General features: G+C 73.7%; 16 protein-coding genes and 1 riboswitch. Of the genes, 11 read left to right on the forward strand and 5 right to left on the reverse strand.

The genetic code is table 11. The features are described from left to right. Positions 1-12: 12 nt before the first annotated feature. Positions 13-249: a dodecin gene (locus tag SXIM_RS24830; protein ID WP_030731476.1), complete on the reverse strand. Its 237-nt coding sequence runs from the start codon at positions 247-249 to the stop codon at positions 13-15. Positions 250-331: 82 nt separating this feature from the next. Continuing rightward, positions 332-430, forward strand: a riboswitch (ZMP/ZTP riboswitch). Between the two features lie 22 nt (positions 431-452). Between SXIM_RS24830 and SXIM_RS24835 the strand changes: the two genes are divergently transcribed. Both SXIM_RS24835 and SXIM_RS24840 read left to right on the forward strand, forming a co-directional pair. Beyond that, positions 453-1922, forward strand: a complete 1470-nt coding sequence (locus SXIM_RS24835; RefSeq protein ID WP_046725161.1) for a glycine hydroxymethyltransferase — start codon at positions 453-455, stop codon at positions 1920-1922. An 18-nt stretch (positions 1923-1940) separates the two neighbouring features. Next, positions 1941-2708, forward strand: a complete 768-nt coding sequence (locus SXIM_RS24840) for an endonuclease V (protein WP_046725162.1) — start codon at positions 1941-1943, stop codon at positions 2706-2708. 10 nt (positions 2709-2718) lie between these two features. Here the strand turns inward: SXIM_RS24840 and SXIM_RS24845 are convergent, their stop codons facing one another. After that, positions 2719-3777, reverse strand: coding sequence for an aminotransferase class V-fold PLP-dependent enzyme (locus SXIM_RS24845; protein WP_046725163.1), 1059 nt, complete (start codon positions 3775-3777; stop codon positions 2719-2721). A gap of 151 nt (positions 3778-3928) precedes the next feature. On the opposite strand from SXIM_RS24845, the gene SXIM_RS24850 reads away from it, so the two are divergent. From SXIM_RS24850 to SXIM_RS24865, 5 genes are read left to right on the forward strand one after another with little or no spacing between them, the layout of a single operon-like run. After that, entirely contained in the window at positions 3929-4699 is a 771-nt protein-coding gene (locus SXIM_RS24850; protein ID WP_046725164.1) for a hypothetical protein, read from the forward strand. Between the two features lie 28 nt (positions 4700-4727). Beyond that, entirely contained in the window at positions 4728-5870 is a 1143-nt protein-coding gene (locus tag SXIM_RS28360) for a serine/threonine-protein kinase (RefSeq protein ID WP_046725165.1), read from the forward strand. Then, the gene (locus SXIM_RS24855; RefSeq protein WP_246156988.1) at positions 5789-6865 is read left to right on the forward strand and encodes an ABC transporter substrate-binding protein; all 1077 of its coding nucleotides are present in this window, start codon (positions 5789-5791) and stop codon (positions 6863-6865) included. Before SXIM_RS28360 ends, SXIM_RS24855 begins: the two co-directional genes overlap by 82 nt. Positions 6866-6874: 9 nt before the next feature. Beyond that, a complete protein-coding gene (locus SXIM_RS24860; protein ID WP_030731492.1) occupies positions 6875-7519 on the forward strand; it encodes a DUF1707 SHOCT-like domain-containing protein in 645 nt (214 codons plus the stop codon). A 29-nt stretch (positions 7520-7548) separates the two neighbouring features. Beyond that, on the forward strand, positions 7549-7782 hold the full coding sequence (locus SXIM_RS24865) for a hypothetical protein (RefSeq protein WP_046725166.1): 234 nt from the start codon (positions 7549-7551) through the stop codon (positions 7780-7782). Here SXIM_RS24865 and SXIM_RS24870 read toward each other — a convergent pair. Together SXIM_RS24870 and SXIM_RS24875 are read right to left on the reverse strand one after the other, a co-directional pair. Beyond that, positions 7769-8182 carry an ATP-binding protein gene (locus SXIM_RS24870; protein WP_046725167.1) on the reverse strand — a complete coding sequence of 138 codons (414 nt, stop codon included), beginning with the start codon at positions 8180-8182 and terminating at the stop codon, positions 7769-7771. The two genes, SXIM_RS24865 and SXIM_RS24870, sit on opposite strands and share 14 nt — an antisense overlap. A 229-nt stretch (positions 8183-8411) precedes the next feature. Beyond that, entirely contained in the window at positions 8412-9266 is an 855-nt protein-coding gene (locus SXIM_RS24875; RefSeq protein WP_046725168.1) for an SDR family oxidoreductase, read from the reverse strand. A gap of 108 nt (positions 9267-9374) precedes the next feature. Between SXIM_RS24875 and SXIM_RS24880 the strand changes: the two genes are divergently transcribed. Continuing rightward, entirely contained in the window at positions 9375-9761 is a 387-nt protein-coding gene (locus SXIM_RS24880; RefSeq protein WP_046725169.1) for a winged helix-turn-helix transcriptional regulator, read from the forward strand. Between the two features lie 24 nt (positions 9762-9785). Here SXIM_RS24880 and SXIM_RS24885 read toward each other — a convergent pair whose 3' ends face one another. After that, entirely contained in the window at positions 9786-10409 is a 624-nt protein-coding gene (locus tag SXIM_RS24885) for a TetR family transcriptional regulator (protein WP_046725170.1), read from the reverse strand. A gap of 122 nt (positions 10410-10531) precedes the next feature. Here SXIM_RS24885 and SXIM_RS24890 point away from each other — a divergent pair, with 122 nt between their 5' ends. The 3 genes from SXIM_RS24890 (at position 10532) to SXIM_RS24900 (ending at position 16095) form a co-directional block, all read left to right on the forward strand. Further along, positions 10532-11158, forward strand: coding sequence for a TetR/AcrR family transcriptional regulator (locus tag SXIM_RS24890; RefSeq protein ID WP_046725171.1), 627 nt, complete (start codon positions 10532-10534; stop codon positions 11156-11158). Positions 11159-11282: 124 nt separating this feature from the next. After that, positions 11283-13535 (forward strand): MMPL family transporter, encoded by a 2253-nt coding sequence (locus SXIM_RS24895; RefSeq protein WP_046725172.1) that lies wholly within the window; start codon positions 11283-11285, stop codon positions 13533-13535. A gap of 103 nt (positions 13536-13638) precedes the next feature. Further along, on the forward strand, positions 13639-16095 hold the full coding sequence (locus tag SXIM_RS24900) for a Tex family protein (protein ID WP_030731504.1): 2457 nt from the start codon (positions 13639-13641) through the stop codon (positions 16093-16095). Positions 16096-16241: the final 146 nt, after the last annotated feature.

A 16241-nucleotide genomic window follows, 5' to 3' on the forward strand; every position in this document is an offset into this window, starting at 1 on the left:
GCTCCGCGGCCCTCAGCCCGCGCCGCTCTCCTCCTCGTCGTCCTCGTCCAGCCGGAAGCCGACCTTCAGACCGACCTGATAGTGCTCGATCTCGCCCTCGACGAGGTGACCGCGTACCTCGGTCACCTCGAACCAGTCGAGATGGCGCAAGGTCCTGGACGCGCGACCGATCCCGTTGCGGATCGCCGCGTCCAGGCCCTCGGGCGACGAACCGACGATCTCCGTCACCCGGTAGATGTGACCGGACATAACCGCCTCCCTGGAGCACGGACGGGCACTCTCACCCCTACCACCGTGCCCCGGCGGACGCCGATCCGCGAGTGCTAGGCTCGCTGCGGGCCGTGACTGGCGCGTCGGGATGGGACCAACCATCGGGGAGCGGCCTTCGCCGTCGCGCGATGCTGGAGAGCCGTGCGCCTGGGCCATCGCGACATCCGTCCAGGAGGCCCCGTATGACCGCTCAGCCCACCCCGAACGACCCCACCGGCGAGCTCAGCACCGAGTCCACCGCCTTCCGCGCCGCCATCGACGCGGTACGCGGCGTCGAGCCCCGCATCGCGGACGCCATCGGCGCCGAGCTGGCCGACCAGCGCTCCTCGCTCAAGCTCATCGCCTCGGAGAACTACGCCTCCCCGGCCACCCTGCTGGCCATGGGCAACTGGTTCAGCGACAAGTACGCCGAGGGCACCATCGGCCGCCGCTTCTACGCCGGCTGCAAGAACGTCGACACCGTCGAGTCGATCGCCGCCGAGCACGCCCGCGAACTCTTCGGCGCCCGCCACGCCTACGTCCAGCCGCACTCCGGCATCGACGCCAACCTCGTCGCCTTCTGGTCCGTCCTCGCCGCCCGCGTCGAGGCCCCCGCCCTGGAGCGCGCCCAGGCCCGCCAGGTCAACGACCTCACCGAGGCCGACTGGGCCGAACTCCGCCGCGACCTGGGCAACCAGCGCATGCTCGGCATGTCCCTGGACGCCGGCGGCCACCTCACCCACGGCTTCCGCCCCAATATCTCCGGCAAGATGTTCGAGCAGCGCAGCTACGGCACCGACCCGGCCACCGGCCTGCTGGACTACGCCGCCGTCCGCGAGGCCGCCCGCGCATTCCGCCCGCTGATTCTCATCGCCGGCTACTCCGCCTACCCGCGGCGGGTCAACTTCGCCACCATGCGCGAGATCGCCGACGAGGTCGGCGCCACCCTCATGGTCGACATGGCGCACTTCGCGGGCCTGGTCGCCGGCAAGGTCCTCACCGGCGACTACGACCCGGTCCCGCACGCCCAGATCGTCACCACCACCACCCACAAGTCCCTGCGCGGCCCGCGCGGCGGCATGGTGCTGTGCGACGACCCGCTGGCCGACCAGGTCGACCGCGGCTGCCCCATGGTCCTGGGCGGCCCGCTGCCGCACGTCATGGCCGCCAAGGCCGTCGCCCTCGCCGAGGCCCGGCAGCCCTCCTTCCGCGACTACGCCCAGCGCGTCGTCGACAACGCCGACGCGCTGGCCCAGGGCCTGCTGCGGCGCGGCGGCGCTCTGGTCACCGGGGGCACCGACAATCACCTGGCGCTCATCGACGTCTCCGGCTACGGGCTGACCGGCCGTCAGGCCGAGGCAGCGCTGCTGGACGCCGGCATCGTCACCAACCGCAACGCCATCCCGCGCGACCCCAACGGCGCCTGGTACACCTCCGGCATCCGCGTCGGCACCCCCGCCCTCACCACCCGCGGCGTGGACACCGACGGCATGGACGAGGTCGCCGAGCTGATCCACACCGTGCTCTCCGCCACCACCCCCGGCACCACCAAGAACGGCAAGCCCTCCAAGGCCGCCCACACCCTGGCCGACGGCGTCGCCGAGCAGGTGCGCGAGCGCTCCGCGGACCTGCTGGCCAAGCACCCGCTCTACCCGAACGTCGACCTCGGCTGAGCCGCGGCACCACCGACGATGCACCTCCACCACACCACCCCGGCCACCGAGGACGAGGCGATCGCCCGTCAGCTGACGCTGCGCGAGCGCGTCAGCCACGAGGACAGCGGCCCCGCGCCCGGTGCCCCCGCCACGGTCGCCGGGGTGGATGTGGCGTACGACGACGAGCGCGGCATCGTCGCCGCGGCCGCCGTCACCCTGGACGCGCGGACGCTGGAGGTACGGGAGCGGGCGACCGCCACCGGGCCGGTCGCCTTCCCCTACCGGCCGGGCCTGCTCGCCTACCGCGAACTGCCCGCCGTGCTGGACGCCCTGGGCCGCCTGGCCACCCCGCCCGACCTGGTCGTGTGCGACGGCTACGGCACCGCCCACCCCCGCCGCTTCGGCCTCGCCGCGCACCTCGGGGTGCTCACCGGACTGCCCGCCATCGGCGTCGCCAAGAACCCCTTCACCTTCCGCCACCGGCCGCCGGGCCCCGAACGCGGTGCCTGGTCACCGCTGGTGGACGCGGAGGACCCGCAGGAAGCGGACGGGCCGGCCGACGCCCACGGCACGGAACGGGCGTTCCACGGCGAGGAGGTGGGCCGCGCCCTGCGCACCCAGCCCGGCGTCAAACCGGTCTACGTCTCCACCGGCCACCGCGTCTCCCTCCCCACCGCGTGCGCGCACGTGCTGAACCTGGCCCGCCGCTACCGCCTCCCCGAAACCACCCGCGCCGCCGACCAGTTGTGCCGGGCGGCGCTGAAGGCCGCCACCGCGCACCCTGGGGGCGCCTCCCAGCGTTAGCCGGGGGAGCTCACCCGGCCCGCCCCGGGGCCGGCAGCGCCTCCAGCAGCCGGTCCACATCCGCGTCCGTGTTGTACAGATGGAACGACGCCCGCAGCCGGCCACCCCGGGCGGAGACCCGGATGCCCCGCTCCGCCAGGGCCCCGGCCGCCGCCCCGATCCCGGGCACCGACACGATCGGCGCGTCACCCGGCACCGGCTCGTACCCCAACGTGGCCAGGCCCGCCCGGAACCGCCGCGCCAGCGCCACGTCGTGCGCCGCGATCGCCGCCGTCCCCACCTCCTCCACCAGGGACAGCGAGGCTGCCGTCCCGATCCCGGGCAGCAGGGCGTAACTGTCGTCGAACCGCCGGGCTCCGGGCGCCGGGTCCCGCACCACCCCGTAGCACGTGGCCCACGGGTCCCGCGCCGACACCCAGCCGGCCCCGGCCGGCACCAGAGCGCCGCCGTCCGCCGGCATCGTCAGGAAGGACACCCCGCGCGGACCGAGCAGCCACTTGTACGTGTCGCACACCGTGTAGTCGAAATCCGCCGCCGACACCGGCAGCCAGCCCATCGCCTGCGTGACGTCCACCATGACCCGTGCCCCGTACCCGCGCGCCGCCTCCCGCACCGCGCGCAGATCCGCCAGCCGTCCGTCGATCGACTGCGCCGCGCTGACCGCCACCAGCGCCGTCCCCGCCGTCACCGCCTCCGCGAGCTTCTCCAGCGGCACCTCACGCACCACCAGATCCCCCCGGGCGGCAAAGGGGTTGACCACCGAGGAGAACTCGTCCTCGGCGCACAGCACCTCGGCACCGGCCGGCAACGACCTGGCCACCGTGCCGACATGCCCCGCCACGCTCGCGCCGACCGCCACCCGGCCCGGCTCGACGCCCGCGATCCGGGCGTACGCCTCCCTGGCCCCGTCCACCGTCGCGAACCCGGCCATCTGATCGACCCCGCCGTCCGCCATGTCCGCGACCGCCGCCTCCAGCGCGCGTACCGTACGGGCCGGCAGCACCCCGTGGCTCGCCGTATCCAGATAGACCTTCCGCAACGCGTACTCGGCACGCAGTGTCGTCTCCATGGCGACAGTTTCCCGCCGCCGGCCCGCCCGGGCCACTCCATTGATCCGGCCACTCCCGGTCGCCGCCCGGAAACGCTAAGGTGATGCCGCTCCGATCGGCCGAGCTGGGGAGGGCGAGGGATTGCGGCACCGCAGGACGGCACCGTGCGCCGTGACACTGGCGGCGGTCATCGTCCCCCTGCTGGGGGGCTGCGGCTCCGGCCACGGCACCCCGGACACCGGCGACGGCACGGCCCCGGCCACCGCACCGCACACCGACCCCACCACGGTCACCGAGGAGCCCCCCGACTGGGAACCCGACCCCGCCCGCCTGCCCACCGGCCACGACGACGCCCTCGCCCTGGCCCGCGCGGTCTCCGCACAGCCGCACGACTACGGGCCCGGCTATCTGCCCCAGGACCCCTACGAGGCGGACCCCGCCACCATGGCGGTGCTCGGCCAGGACTGCGTCTGGACCCGCGAGCCGCTGCCCGGCGAGGTGCTCGCCAACCTCACCCGCAACAGCGAACTGCCCGCCACCTCCACGGAATCGGGCCCGCTGCGGGTGATGTCCTCGGTGACCGTCCACGACTCGGTGGCCGCCGCGGACCTGCGGATGGCCAAAATCCTCGAAGAGGTGCTGCGCTGCCCGGGACAGCAACTGCGCGCCGACGAACGCGTCACCGGGCTGCTGTCCATGGGCGACCCGGGTGGCACGGACAGCCCGCTGCGCGCCGACGATCTCATCCGCGAGGGCGGCGAGTTCACCAGCGACCTGTACGGCGGCCCGTACCCCTACCTGTGGGTCGTCACCCGGCGCGGCCCGGTCACCGTGGCCCTCGCGGTCAAGGGCACCGAGGGCTACGACGAGGCCGCCGTCGAACGGATCGTGACCGACGCCCAGGAACTGATGCTGGCCAGGGTGGAAAGCGCGCTGCGCTGAGCCGCACACAGGAAAGGGGCCGCGCCCGATGGAGCCGCTTCGACCGTCCGACCCGCCGCGCATCGGCGGCTGCCGTCTGCTGGGACGGCTGGGGGAGGGCAGCACGGGCCTGGTCTACCTGGCCCGCTCGGTCGGCGGTACCCCGCTGGCCCTCAAGGTGCTGCACCGCCCGCGCCGCCCCTACCGGGGACCGGCCGTCCACCACCCGTTCCTGGTACCGGTGGTGGGCGGCGGCACGGACGAGAACGGCACCTGGATGGCGTACCCCTACGAGCCGGGGCCCGCACTGCCACTGGCGGTGGCGGCCCACGGGCCGCTGCCCCGCCGGTCCGTCCGGGCGCTCGGCGGCATGCTGGCGGGCGCGCTCGGCGCCCTGCACGCGGCTGGACTGACGCACGGCGGGCTGCACCCGGGCAAGATCCTGCTGGCGGCGGACGGCCCCCGGCTGACCGACACGGCCGGCCCCGTGGTGCGGGGTGACGAGGCGTCCGACATCTTCGCCCTGGGCCAGGTCCTGGTGTACGCGGCGACCGGCCGGACCCCGTACGACGACCCCGCCGAGCTGGCCGATGTCCCCCGCAGCCTGCTGGAGGTCCTCCAGGCCTGCCTCGACCCGGACCCGGCGCTGCGTCCGGTGGCACGGGAACTGAGCGAGGAACTGGGCGGGAACCAGGGCGAGGGCTGGCTGCCGCCCGCCCTGACCGCGGAGATCGCCGCCCGCGCGCAGCACCCGCCGGTGGGGGAGGAACACACCGCCGGCCCGCACGGAGGCCCGGCCGGGGAGCGGCAGGCACCGCGCCAGGGGCGGGGGCGGCACTCCCGGGGGTACGACGCCGTGGGGTCCGGCCTCGTGGGACCGCCCGCACCCCGCCCCGGCGCCGCCGGTCAGGCAGAACCCGGGACGGCCGCGGCCGGTGGCGAGCCCACCGCGGAGCCGGCCACCGGAACGCCCACCCGGCGGGGGCTGATCGCGATCGCCGCGGGCGGACTGGTGGTCGCCGGGGCACCGCCTTCGGGGCATGGCTGGTGCGCCGGGCCAAGGGCCGGGCCGGCACCCCGGGAGCCGCCGGAGCGCGGTGGACCATCGGCCTGCACGTCGATCTCTCCGGCCCGCAGGCCCGCTACGGCCGGGGCCAGTACCGGGGCATCACCATGGCCCTGGAAGAGCTGAACGAGCACGGCAACCTGCCCTTCCAGCTGGAACTCGCCGTCCACGACGACGTCGGCGACCCGCCGAGCGCCGCCCGCGCCGCCGCCGAACTGGCCGCCGACCCCGCCGTGCTGATGGTCATCGGGCCCACCGGCGACGCCGTGGCCGACAGCGCGGCCCGCGTCTACCAGGACGCCGCCCTGCCGGTCCTCAGCCTCTCCGTCGGCAACCTCGCCCACCGTGCCGACTACCCCGTCCTCCTGCACGGCCGCCCCGGCACCGGCACCACGGGGCTCGCCATCCCCGGCTGTCTGGCCGCCGGGGAGCACCCGCCCGCCCTGATCGGTCTCGTCGACGACCGCACCGCCGACACCCACAGCTGGCTCATCACCCGGGCCGTCAGCGGCGCCGTGGACCGCACCCGCGTCGCGCTGGTGCCCCGCGTCCTGCCCGCCGGCACCGAGGACTTCGCCCCCGTCACGGCCGAACTGCTCGCCGAGGGCGTGGACGCCGTCGTCTACGGCGGTCTGCCGGACGGCGCCGCCCGGCTCGCCCTCGCGCTGCGCGCCGCCGGCTGGAGCGGCACCGCGATCGCCGGCGAGGCCGCCATGGACCCCCTCTTCCTCTCCGACGCGGGGGAGGCGGCGGAGGGCTGGCGGTTCGTGGCCGGCCACACCGACCCCGCCTCCGACACCAGAGCCGGCGGCTTCGCCCCCGTCCACCGCCGCCGGTTCGGCGAGGACCCCGAACCGTACGCCGCCGAGGGCTACGACGCCGCCCGCATGGTGGTCATCGCCATGCAGCGCACCCTGGAGGAGGGCGAGAGCCTGAACCGGGCCAATGTGCTGCGCCGGCTGCGCATCCTCACCTACAACGGGGTCGCCCGCCCGCTGGCCTTCGACCGGGTGGGTGATTACGCGGGCACCGGACCGGCCGCGTACCAGTACGAGGTGGAGGCCGGACGATTCCGTTTCCTGGGTCCCGCGGCCGCCCCAACCACCGGTTCCGATGAGTAAGCTTCCGCCATGACGAGCGAGTTGCCCGAGGTCCGCGCCTCCGACGCCGAGCGGGAGCAGTACGCCGAGATCCTGCGCCGGGGGCTGGCCGAGGGCCGGCTCGTCATGGAGGAGTTCGACGAGCGGCTCACCGCCGTGTACGAGGCCAGGACCCGCGCGGAGCTGGAGCCGCTGATCCGCGATCTGCCCGAGCGCGTGGACCCCCCGGCGTCCGCCGGCACCTCCGTCCCCGCACCGGCCACCGGCTGGGCCGCCCGGATCGGCCACCGCGCCACCACCCGGGGCGCCTTCGCCGTCCTCGGCGGGTTCGTCCGGCGCGGTGCCTGGACGATGCCGCGCCGCTTCCGCGCGCTGGCCTTCATGGGCGGCGGCAACCTCGACCTGCGCGAGGCGAACTTCGAGCAGCGCGAGGTCACCGTCCGGGCCATCGCCGTCATGGGCGGCGTCTCGGTGACCGTCCCGCCCGAGATCGAGGTGGAGGTGCGCGGCTTCGGTCTGATGGGCGGCTTCGACCACAACGCCAGCCGGGCCGGCGCCCCGGGCGCACCGCGCGTGGTGATCACCGGCTTCGCCTTCTGGGGCGGCGTCGGCGTCGAGCGCAAGAAGACCAGGGCCGGGGATGACGAGCGGCCCGAGCCGGGCAGGGGCGACTGACGCCCGGGGAGCCGTGACCACGGAGGCGTATGGTCAGCCCGCACGGTGACCAGGGCTCCGGCATCGTCCGGATCGCGGCCATCGCGGCCATCGCGGCCATCGCGGCCGGGCTGCCGCAGTGCGTCGCCGGGGTACTGCTGTTCGCCGAGGCGTACCCGGGTGGGCGCCGGGGCTTGGCCGACCGGGCACGGGAGTCGCCTCAGGCGTACGGGGAGCGGCCGGCGCTCCCCGAGGGGTGGCCCGCGGCGGTCAGCGGCCGCTGATCCTGACCCACACCCGTTTGCCCTCGGGGGTGGGTTCGAACCCGATGCTGTCCGCCATCTCACGCAGCAGCCACAGTCCGCGGCCCTCTTCGGCGGTCCAGTCGGGCAGGGTGATCCGCGGCAGGGTGGGGGAGCTGTCCAGGACGGTGACGCGTACCGCGCCGTCCTCCAGGAACAGCTCCAGCCTGCACCGGGGATCGGGTACATGGCGGGCCACATTGGACAGCAGTTCGGTGACTCCGTGCAGCACCACTTCGGTGACGGCGTCGTCCTGCTGCCATTTGCGCATCGCCAGCTTCGCGAGTCGCCGGAAGTGCGCGAGGTCCGATCGTCTGGCCGTCAGCAGCCAGCTGTAGGAAAGCGGCTGGGCCGCGTCGGTGCTGTGGCTGGCGAGCGTCATGATCCCTCCATGTGCTCAGGGGCGTGTCGGTGAGCGCGTGCGGTGCGTACCGTCTCGCACCCTGCCCCGGTCGCACAGACCCTGACTCCCGGCAGTCCGCAAGGAATTCAGCCGCACATGTGGAGTTCATATCACTCGGATGAGTGGCGAAGGCAGTGGCGAATGCCGCCGGACGGCTTTACGCCACTGCCTGCCGGTCAGTTGACCGGAATCGCCCGCCGCGCGGACCTCAGCCGCGGAGCGCTTCGGCGATCGCGTCGGCGATCGGCGTGGTGGGCCGGCCGATCAGTCGTGCCAGGTCACCGGGGGTGGCGGCGAGCAGTCCGCGCCTGATGGCCAGGTCCACGCCGACCAGGATGGCGGCGAACGGCTCGGGGAGCCCGGCGCCCACCAGGTTCGCGGTCTGCCGCTCGGCGGTGACGGCGCTGTAGGTGATGTCCTTGCCGGAGAGCCGGGCGACCTCGGCGGCGTACTCGGCGAAGCTCCATGCGGTGTCGCCGCTCAGCTCGTACACCGTGTTCGCGTGGCCCTCACCGGTCAGGACCGCGGCCGCCGCGGCGGCGTAGTCGGCGCGGGAGGCGGAGGCGACCCTGCCCTCGCCCGCGGCGGACACCACCTGGCCGTGCTCCAGCACCGGGCCCAGCTGGGCCGTGTAGTTCTCGTGGTACCAGCCGTTGCGCAGGAAGGTGTACGGCAGCCCGGAGGCGAGGATCGCCTCCTCGGTGCCCTTGTGGTCATCGGCCAGGGTGAAGTCGGCCGCCGGGCCGCCGAGCACACCGGTGTAGGCCAGCAGCGCCACTCCTGCCTCCCTGGCGGCGTCGATGACCGCGGTGTGCTGCGGGATCCGCCGGCCGACCTCGTTGCCGGAGATCAGCAGCACCCGGTCGCCGGCCGCGAAGGCGCCGCGCAGGGTGGCCGGGTCGTCGTAGTCGGCGATCCGCAGCCGGACCCCGCGCTCCGCCAGGTCGGCCGCCTTCGCCGCGTCCCGCACCACCGCCGCCACCTGATCGGCCGGCACCGACGCCAGCAGGGCGTCGATGACCAGTCGTCCCAGCTGACCGGTGGCTCCCGTGACTACCAGCATGCTCGCTACTCCCTCGGGGATGGTTTCTTCTCGTACGTCGCGTGCGTCTCCCACGGTAGGTGGGTAACTAACTCAGGGAAAGTACCCACTTTGAAGTAAGCTACTGGCATGGATGTGAGCAGGAAGTACGACGTGAACGCCGCCGACTGTCCCTCCCGCGCGGTGCTGGAGCACGTCACCAGCCGCTGGGGGGTCCTGGTACTGGCGTTGCTGCGCGACGAGGGGTCGCTGCGCTTCAGTGAACTGCGGCGGGCCATCTCCGGCATCAGCGAGAAGATGCTCGCCCAGACCCTCCAGACCCTGGAACGCGACGGGTTCGTGCACCGGGTGGCGCAGCCGGTGATCCCGCCCCGGGTGGACTACTCGCTCACCGGGCTGGGCCGGGAGGCGGCCGCCCACGTGTGGGGTCTGGCCCGCTGGGTGGAGGAGCGGCTGCCGCAGGTGCAGGAGGGTCAGCAGCGGTACGACCTGGCCCGCGCCGCCGCCACCCGCTGATCCGCCCGGGCCGGCCGGCCCCGGTCAGCCGCTCCAGCGCTCGGCCAGCGCGGCGGGCATCTGCCGCAGATGGTCATCGGTGGCGCGCTGGAGCGCCACGAGCGACCCGTCGCCGCGCCGCGTCCACTCCTGGGCCGCCAGCGCGGAGGCCACCACGTAGGCGCCGACGAGCAGGGAGGGGCGCAGATCCCCGGGGGCGGTGCGCTCGCGGCGGGCGAGCACGGCGGCCATCCGCTGGTGCGCCGTGGCGGAGTGCACCATCTGGGCGGCGCGCAGTTCCGGCTCGACGCACACCAGCCGCAGCGCCGGCAGGACGGTCTCCAGCGACTCGCCGGCCGTGATCTCCATGACCCGGGCGCCCGCCTCCCGCAGCACCATGAGCGGTGGTTCGTGCTCCGGCCGCCGTTCCGCCTCGGCGAGGAAGTGGTCGGTGATCTCCTGGACCGGATGGAGGACGAGTTCCTCCTTGCTGGCGAAGTAGCGGAAGAACGTCCGCTCCGAGACCCCCGCCTCGCGGGCGACGTCCCCGATCGTCGTACGGGCGTACCCGCGGTCGAGGAACAGGTCGAGTCCGCTGCGCAGCAACTCCTGCCGGGTTCGCAGCTTGTGGCTCGCGCGCGCTCCCGGTGCGGTGGTGTGGGGTCCCATGCAGGCATGTTACGTCGCTGAAATGTACATGGAAACGGACGCGTATCGATCCGCTTGCGTTTCGATGGGGTGCGTCCTACGCTCTGACGTGTACGACACCGTTTCGATCCACTGGGGGCCGCATGACGGGCCAGGCCGGCGAGGCGTCCACCCGCAGGACCGCGCGCAGCAAGATCACCCCCGAGCGCGAGGCCGAGCTGTACGAGGCCGTGCTCGAACTGCTGCGGGAGCGCGGCTACGAAGCGCTGACCATGGACGCCATCGCCGCCCGCACCCGGTCCAGCAAGGCCACCCTCTACCGCCAGTGGGGGACCAAGGGCCAACTGGTCATCGCGGCACTGCGACACGGCAAGCCGTTCGACATCGAGGACATCGACACCGGCACCCTGGGCGGCGACCTGCGGGAGATGACCCGCCGCACCGGCAAGGCCGCCGGCGAGGACACCGAACTGCTCCAGGCCATCACCCACGCCGCCCGCCAGGACGAGGATCTGCGACTCGCCATGCGGGAGATGCTGATCCGCCCGGAGAACGAGGTCCTGGAACGGGCGCTGGCGCGCGGCGCGGAACGCGGCGAGGTGGACCCCGGCAACCCCGCCCTCGGCTACGTCGTGCACGCCCTGCTCGGCGCGCTCCTCGCCCGCCCGCTGATCGAGGACGACTACGCGGACGGCCCCTACCTGGAGCACTTCCTGGACTCGGTCGTGCTGCCCGCCCTGCTGCTGCGGCCGGAAAACCCCCGCCCCTGACCCGACCCCGACGTCCCGTCTCCCCCCACCCACCTGACCCGGCCGTCCCGACGGCCGCCGGGACGGCACCGCTCGCCACCGAACCCCTATCACGCCACATGCTTGATCAGGAGACCCCCGCATCATGGCGACTTTCCTCTACAGAATGGGCCGCTTCTCCTTCGTACGGCGGCGCTGGATCGTGCTGCTGTGGGTGGTGCTGCTCGGCCTCGCGGGCGCCGGCGCCGCCACCAACTCCGAACCCGGCTCGACCGAGTTCACCATCCCCGGCACCGAGGCACAGCAGGCGTTCGACCTGCTGAACGAGCGCTACCCCGGCTCCGGCGCCGACGGAGCCACCGCCCGCGTCGTGATCCGCGCCCCCGAAGGCGAACTGATCACCGACCCCACCCACCGGAGCGCCGTCCAGGACCTGGTCGCCGACCTGCGCTCGGGATCCGACCTGGTGGCCGACGTCGCCGACCCGTACGAGTCCCAGGCCATCAGCGAGGACGGGACCACCGCGTACGCCCAGGTCTCCTACCTGGTCAAGGGCCTGGAACTGGAGGACGCGGACCGCGACGCGCTGGAGGGCGCCGCCGAGGCGGGACGGGCCGGTGGGCTGACCGTGGAGATCGGCGGCGACGCCCTCCTCCAGATCCCCGCCACCGGCATCACCGAGGTCATCGGGGTCGCCGTGGCCGCCGTCGTCCTCGTCATCACCCTCGGCTCCCTCATCTGCGCGGGGCTGCCTCTGCTCACCGCGCTGATCGGCGTCGGCGTCGCGGTGGCCACCATCACCGCGCTCACCGGCCCGCTCGGCCTCGACGGCACCACCCCCATCCTGGCGATGATGCTCGGCCTCGCCGTGGGCATCGACTACGCGCTGTTCATCGTCTCCCGCTACCGGGCCGAACTCGCCGAGGGCCACTCCCACCCGGAGGCCACCGGACGGGCGCTGGGCACCGCGGGCTCCGCCGTGGTGTTCGCCGGGCTCACCGTCATCATCGCGCTGGCCGGGCTCGCCGTGGTCAACATCCCCATCCTCACCAAGATGGGTCTGGCCGCCGCCGGTTCGGTACTGATCGCCGTCCTCATCGCCATCACCATGATCCCCGCGCTGCTCGGCTTCGCCGGGGACCGCATCCTGCCCCGGCGCACCCGCGACCGGCCGGCGGCACCGGACGCCACCGGCACCGGCACCACGGGCGCAACGGACCCCGGCCCGGCGGCCACGCGTCCCAACATGGGCGCCCGCTGGGCCCGCTTCGTGCTGCGCCGCCCGCTCGCCGTCCTCCTGGTCGCCGTCGTCGGCCTGGGCACCCTCGCACTGCCCGCCACCAAGATGGAACTGGGCCTGCCCGACGACGGGACCCAGCCCACCGACACCACCCAGCGCCGCGCCTACGACCTGCTCGCCGAATCCTTCGGCGCCGGCTTCAACGGCCCCCTGATGGTGGCCGTCGACGGCCAGGACGCCGCCGGGGGCGCCGGCGCCGCCGCCGAGCGCGCCAGGGCCACCATCGAGGGTCTGGACGATGTCGCCGTCGTCACCGAGCCGGTGCTCAGCGAGGACGGCTCCACCGCCATCCTCACCGTGATCCCGTCCTCCAAGCCGCTCAGCACCGAGACCGAGGACCTGGTGACGGCCATCCGGGACGGCGCGGGGCAGCTGCGCGCCGACACCGGCGCCACCTTGCTGGTCACCGGCCAGACCGCCATGGGCATCGATGTCTCCGACAAGCTCAACGACGCCCTGCTGCCCTACCTGGCCCTCGTCGTCGGCCTCGCCTTCCTGCTGCTGATCCTCGTCTTCCGCTCCCTGCTGGTGCCGCTCAAGGCCGCCCTCGGCTTCCTGCTGTCCGTGCTGGCCGCCCTCGGTGCCGTCGTCGCGGTCTTCCAGTGGGGCTGGCTGGGCGGTCTGTTCGGCGTCGAGGAGACCGGCCCGGTGATGAGCCTGATGCCGATCTTCCTGGTCGGCGTGGTCTTCGGACTCGCCATGGACTACGAGGTGTTCCTGGTCACCCGGATGCGCGAGGCGTACGTCCACGGCCAGAGCCCCGGCGAGGCCGTCGTCACCGGATTCCGGCACGGGGCCCGGGTCGTCACCGCCGCCGCCATCATCATGATCAGCGTCTTCGCCGGGTTCGTCGGCTCCACCGAACCCATGGTCAAGATGATCGGCCTCGGCCTGGCCATCGCCGTCTTCTTCGACGCCTTCGTGGTGCGGATGACGCTGGTGCCCGCCGTCCTGGGCCTGCTCGGCCGGTCCGCCTGGTGGCTGCCGTCCTGGCTGGAACGGGCCCTGCCCGACGTCGACGTGGAGGGCGAGAAGCTGCAACAGCGCCTCGGCGCACCCCGGGACGGGACGAAGACCCACGAGGCGGCCGTGCCGTAAAACGGTTCAGCGCTCCGCGCGTGGCAGGCGGCCCGAGTGTCGGCGCCGCCTGCCACAATGCACAGCGCGGCGCAGAGCGCGCCGGGAAAGCGGAGCGTGAGACGTGACACAGTCCGTGGCGGGCAGGTCCATCGAGAGCAGGATCGCCGAGGAACTGGGCGTACGGGAGGGGCAGGTGACGTCCGCGGTGGGGTTGCTGGACGGCGGCTCCACGGTGCCGTTCATCGCCCGCTACCGCAAAGAGGCCACCGGCATGCTGGACGACGCCCAGCTGCGTGCCCTGGAGGAACGGCTGCGTTATCTGCGCGAGCTGGAGGAACGCCGCGCGGCGATCCTGGAGTCCATCCGCGGCCAGGGCAAGCTGGACGACGCGCTGGAGCAGCGGATCAACGCCGCCGAGACCAAGGCCAGGCTCGAGGACATCTATCTGCCCTACAAGCCCAAGCGCCGCACCAAGGCGCAGATCGCCCGCGAGGCCGGCCTCGAACCGCTGGCCGACGGGCTGCTGGCCGACCCCACCGTCGATCCGCAGGTGGCCGCCGCCGCGTTCACCGACGAGGCCAGGGGCGTCCCCGACGCCGCAGCCGCCCTCACCGGCGCCCGCGCCATCCTCACCGAACGCTTCGGCGAGGACGCCGACCTGCTGGGTGAGCTGCGCGAGAAGATGTGGACCACCGGCCGGGTGGTGGCCAAGGTCCGCGAGGGCAAGGAGGAGGCCGGCGCCAAGTTCGCCGACTACTTCGACTTCGCCGAGCCCTTCACCAAGCTGCCCTCGCACCGGGTCCTGGCCATGCTGCGCGGCGAGAAGGAGGAGATCCTCGATCTCACCCTCGACCCCGAGCCCGCCGACGCCGCACCGGCGCAGGACGGCCCCAGCGCCTACGAACGGGCCATCGCCCACCGGTTCGGCATCAGTGACCGGGGCCGCCCCGGCGACGCCTGGCTGGCCGAGACCGTCCGCTGGTCCTGGCGCACCCGCATCCTGGTGCACCTCGGCATCGACCTGCGCACCCGGCTGCGCACCGCCGCCGAGGACGAGGCCGTCGACGTCTTCGCCGCCAACCTGCGTGACCTGCTGCTCGCCGCCCCCGCGGGCACCCGCCCCACCATGGGCCTGGACCCGGGCCTGCGCACCGGCGTGAAGGTCGCCGTCGTCGACGCCACCGGCAAGGTCGCGGCCACCGACACGGTCTACCCGCACGCCCCGCGCCGCAACTGGACCGAGGCGCTGGCCCGGCTGGGCACCCTGGTCACCGAGCACGGCGTGGAACTCATCGCGATCGGCAACGGCACCGCCTCGCGCGAGACCGACAAGCTGGCCGGCGAACTGATCTCCGCCCTCGCCCCGGCCAAGGTGACCAAGATGGTGGTCTCCGAGGCGGGCGCCTCCGTCTACTCCGCCTCCGCCTACGCGGGGGAGGAGCTGCCCGACCTCGATGTCTCGCTGCGCGGCGCCGTCTCCATCGCCCGCCGGCTCCAGGACCCGCTCGCCGAGCTGGTGAAGATCGACCCGCGCTCCATCGGTGTCGGCCAGTACCAGCACGACCTGTCCGAGGTGAAGCTCTCCCGCTCCCTGGACGCGGTCGTCGAGGACTGCGTGAACGGCGTCGGCGTCGACGTCAACACCGCCTCCGTGCCGCTGCTGTCCCGGGTCTCGGGCGTCTCCGGGACCCTCGCCAAACTGATCGTGGCCCATCGCGACACCAACGGCCCCTTCCACAGCCGCCGGGCCCTCAAGGATGTCTCCCGGCTCGGCCCCAAGGCGTTCGAGCAGTGCGCGGGATTCCTGCGCATCCGGGACGGCGAGGACCCGCTGGACGCCTCGGCGGTGCACCCCGAGGCCTATCCGGTGGTGCGCCGCATCGTGCGCGAGACCGGCAAGGAGGTCGGCGCGCTGATCGGTGACAGCGCCGCGCTGCGCGGGCTGCGGCCCGCGGACTACGTGGACGACACCTTCGGCCTGCCCACCGTCACCGACATCCTGGGCGAGCTGGAGAAGCCGGGCCGCGACCCGCGCCCCGAATTCCGCGCGGCCCGTTTCAGGGAGGGCGTGGAGAAGATCGGCGACCTGGAGCCCGGCATGGTGCTGGAGGGCGTGGTCTCCAACGTCGCCGCCTTCGGCGCCTTCGTCGATGTCGGCGTCCACCAGGACGGTCTGGTGCACGTCTCGGCGATGTCCGCCAAGTTCGTCTCCGACCCCCGCGAGGTGGTCAAGCCGGGCGACATCGTCCGGGTCAAGGTCCTGGACGTGGATGTGAAGCGGCAGCGGATCTCGCTGACCCTGCGCCTGGACGAGGAGCGGCCGGCCGGTGGCGGGCGCGCCGAGCGGGACGGCGCCGGCGCCCCGCGCCAGCGCGACCGGCGCGGCGGTCAGGGGGAGCAGCGCGGCCGGGGTGGCCGGCAGGGCGGTGCCGGGGCGCGTCAGGGCCGCGGCGGCGCCGCGCCGGCGGCACAGCCCGCCAACGGTGCCATGGCCGACGCCCTGCGCCGCGCCGGGCTGCTCGGCGGCGGGAAGGGCAGCGGCGGCGGAAACGGCGGCCGGGGCGGCCGGGGCCGCTGACCCGCGCCGCACGGCCCCCGTACCGGGAGCGGCGGCACAGCGCACAGGGCGAGGGCCCGGGAGGTCGAATCCCGGGCCCTCGCCCCTTTTTGCGCCAAGAAGTCATGAGATATGCACGGATGGTAACCGAGCTTGTCACGGGGAGG

The sequence above is a fragment of the Streptomyces xiamenensis genome, from assembly GCF_000993785.3.
GTDB classification, from domain to species: domain Bacteria; phylum Actinomycetota; class Actinomycetes; order Streptomycetales; family Streptomycetaceae; genus Streptomyces; species Streptomyces xiamenensis.

Coding starts and splice junctions, on each gene's coding strand:
- SXIM_RS24840 (WP_046725162.1), top strand. CDS start 1,941: ATGCACCTCCACCACACCACCCCGGCCACCGAGGACGAGGCGATCGCC.
- SXIM_RS24835 (WP_046725161.1), top strand. CDS start 453: ATGACCGCTCAGCCCACCCCGAACGACCCCACCGGCGAGCTCAGCACC.
- SXIM_RS24895 (WP_046725172.1), top strand. CDS start 11,283: ATGGCGACTTTCCTCTACAGAATGGGCCGCTTCTCCTTCGTACGGCGG.
- SXIM_RS24875 (WP_046725168.1), bottom strand. CDS start 9,266: ATGCTGGTAGTCACGGGAGCCACCGGTCAGCTGGGACGACTGGTCATC.
- SXIM_RS24865 (WP_046725166.1), top strand. CDS start 7,549: ATGGTCAGCCCGCACGGTGACCAGGGCTCCGGCATCGTCCGGATCGCG.
- SXIM_RS28360 (WP_046725165.1), top strand. CDS start 4,728: ATGGAGCCGCTTCGACCGTCCGACCCGCCGCGCATCGGCGGCTGCCGT.
- SXIM_RS24860 (WP_030731492.1), top strand. CDS start 6,875: ATGACGAGCGAGTTGCCCGAGGTCCGCGCCTCCGACGCCGAGCGGGAG.
- SXIM_RS24890 (WP_046725171.1), top strand. CDS start 10,532: ATGACGGGCCAGGCCGGCGAGGCGTCCACCCGCAGGACCGCGCGCAGC.
- SXIM_RS24830 (WP_030731476.1), bottom strand. CDS start 249: ATGTCCGGTCACATCTACCGGGTGACGGAGATCGTCGGTTCGTCGCCC.
- SXIM_RS24845 (WP_046725163.1), bottom strand. CDS start 3,777: ATGGAGACGACACTGCGTGCCGAGTACGCGTTGCGGAAGGTCTATCTG.
- SXIM_RS24885 (WP_046725170.1), bottom strand. CDS start 10,409: ATGGGACCCCACACCACCGCACCGGGAGCGCGCGCGAGCCACAAGCTG.
- SXIM_RS24880 (WP_046725169.1), top strand. CDS start 9,375: ATGGATGTGAGCAGGAAGTACGACGTGAACGCCGCCGACTGTCCCTCC.
- SXIM_RS24870 (WP_046725167.1), bottom strand. CDS start 8,182: ATGACGCTCGCCAGCCACAGCACCGACGCGGCCCAGCCGCTTTCCTAC.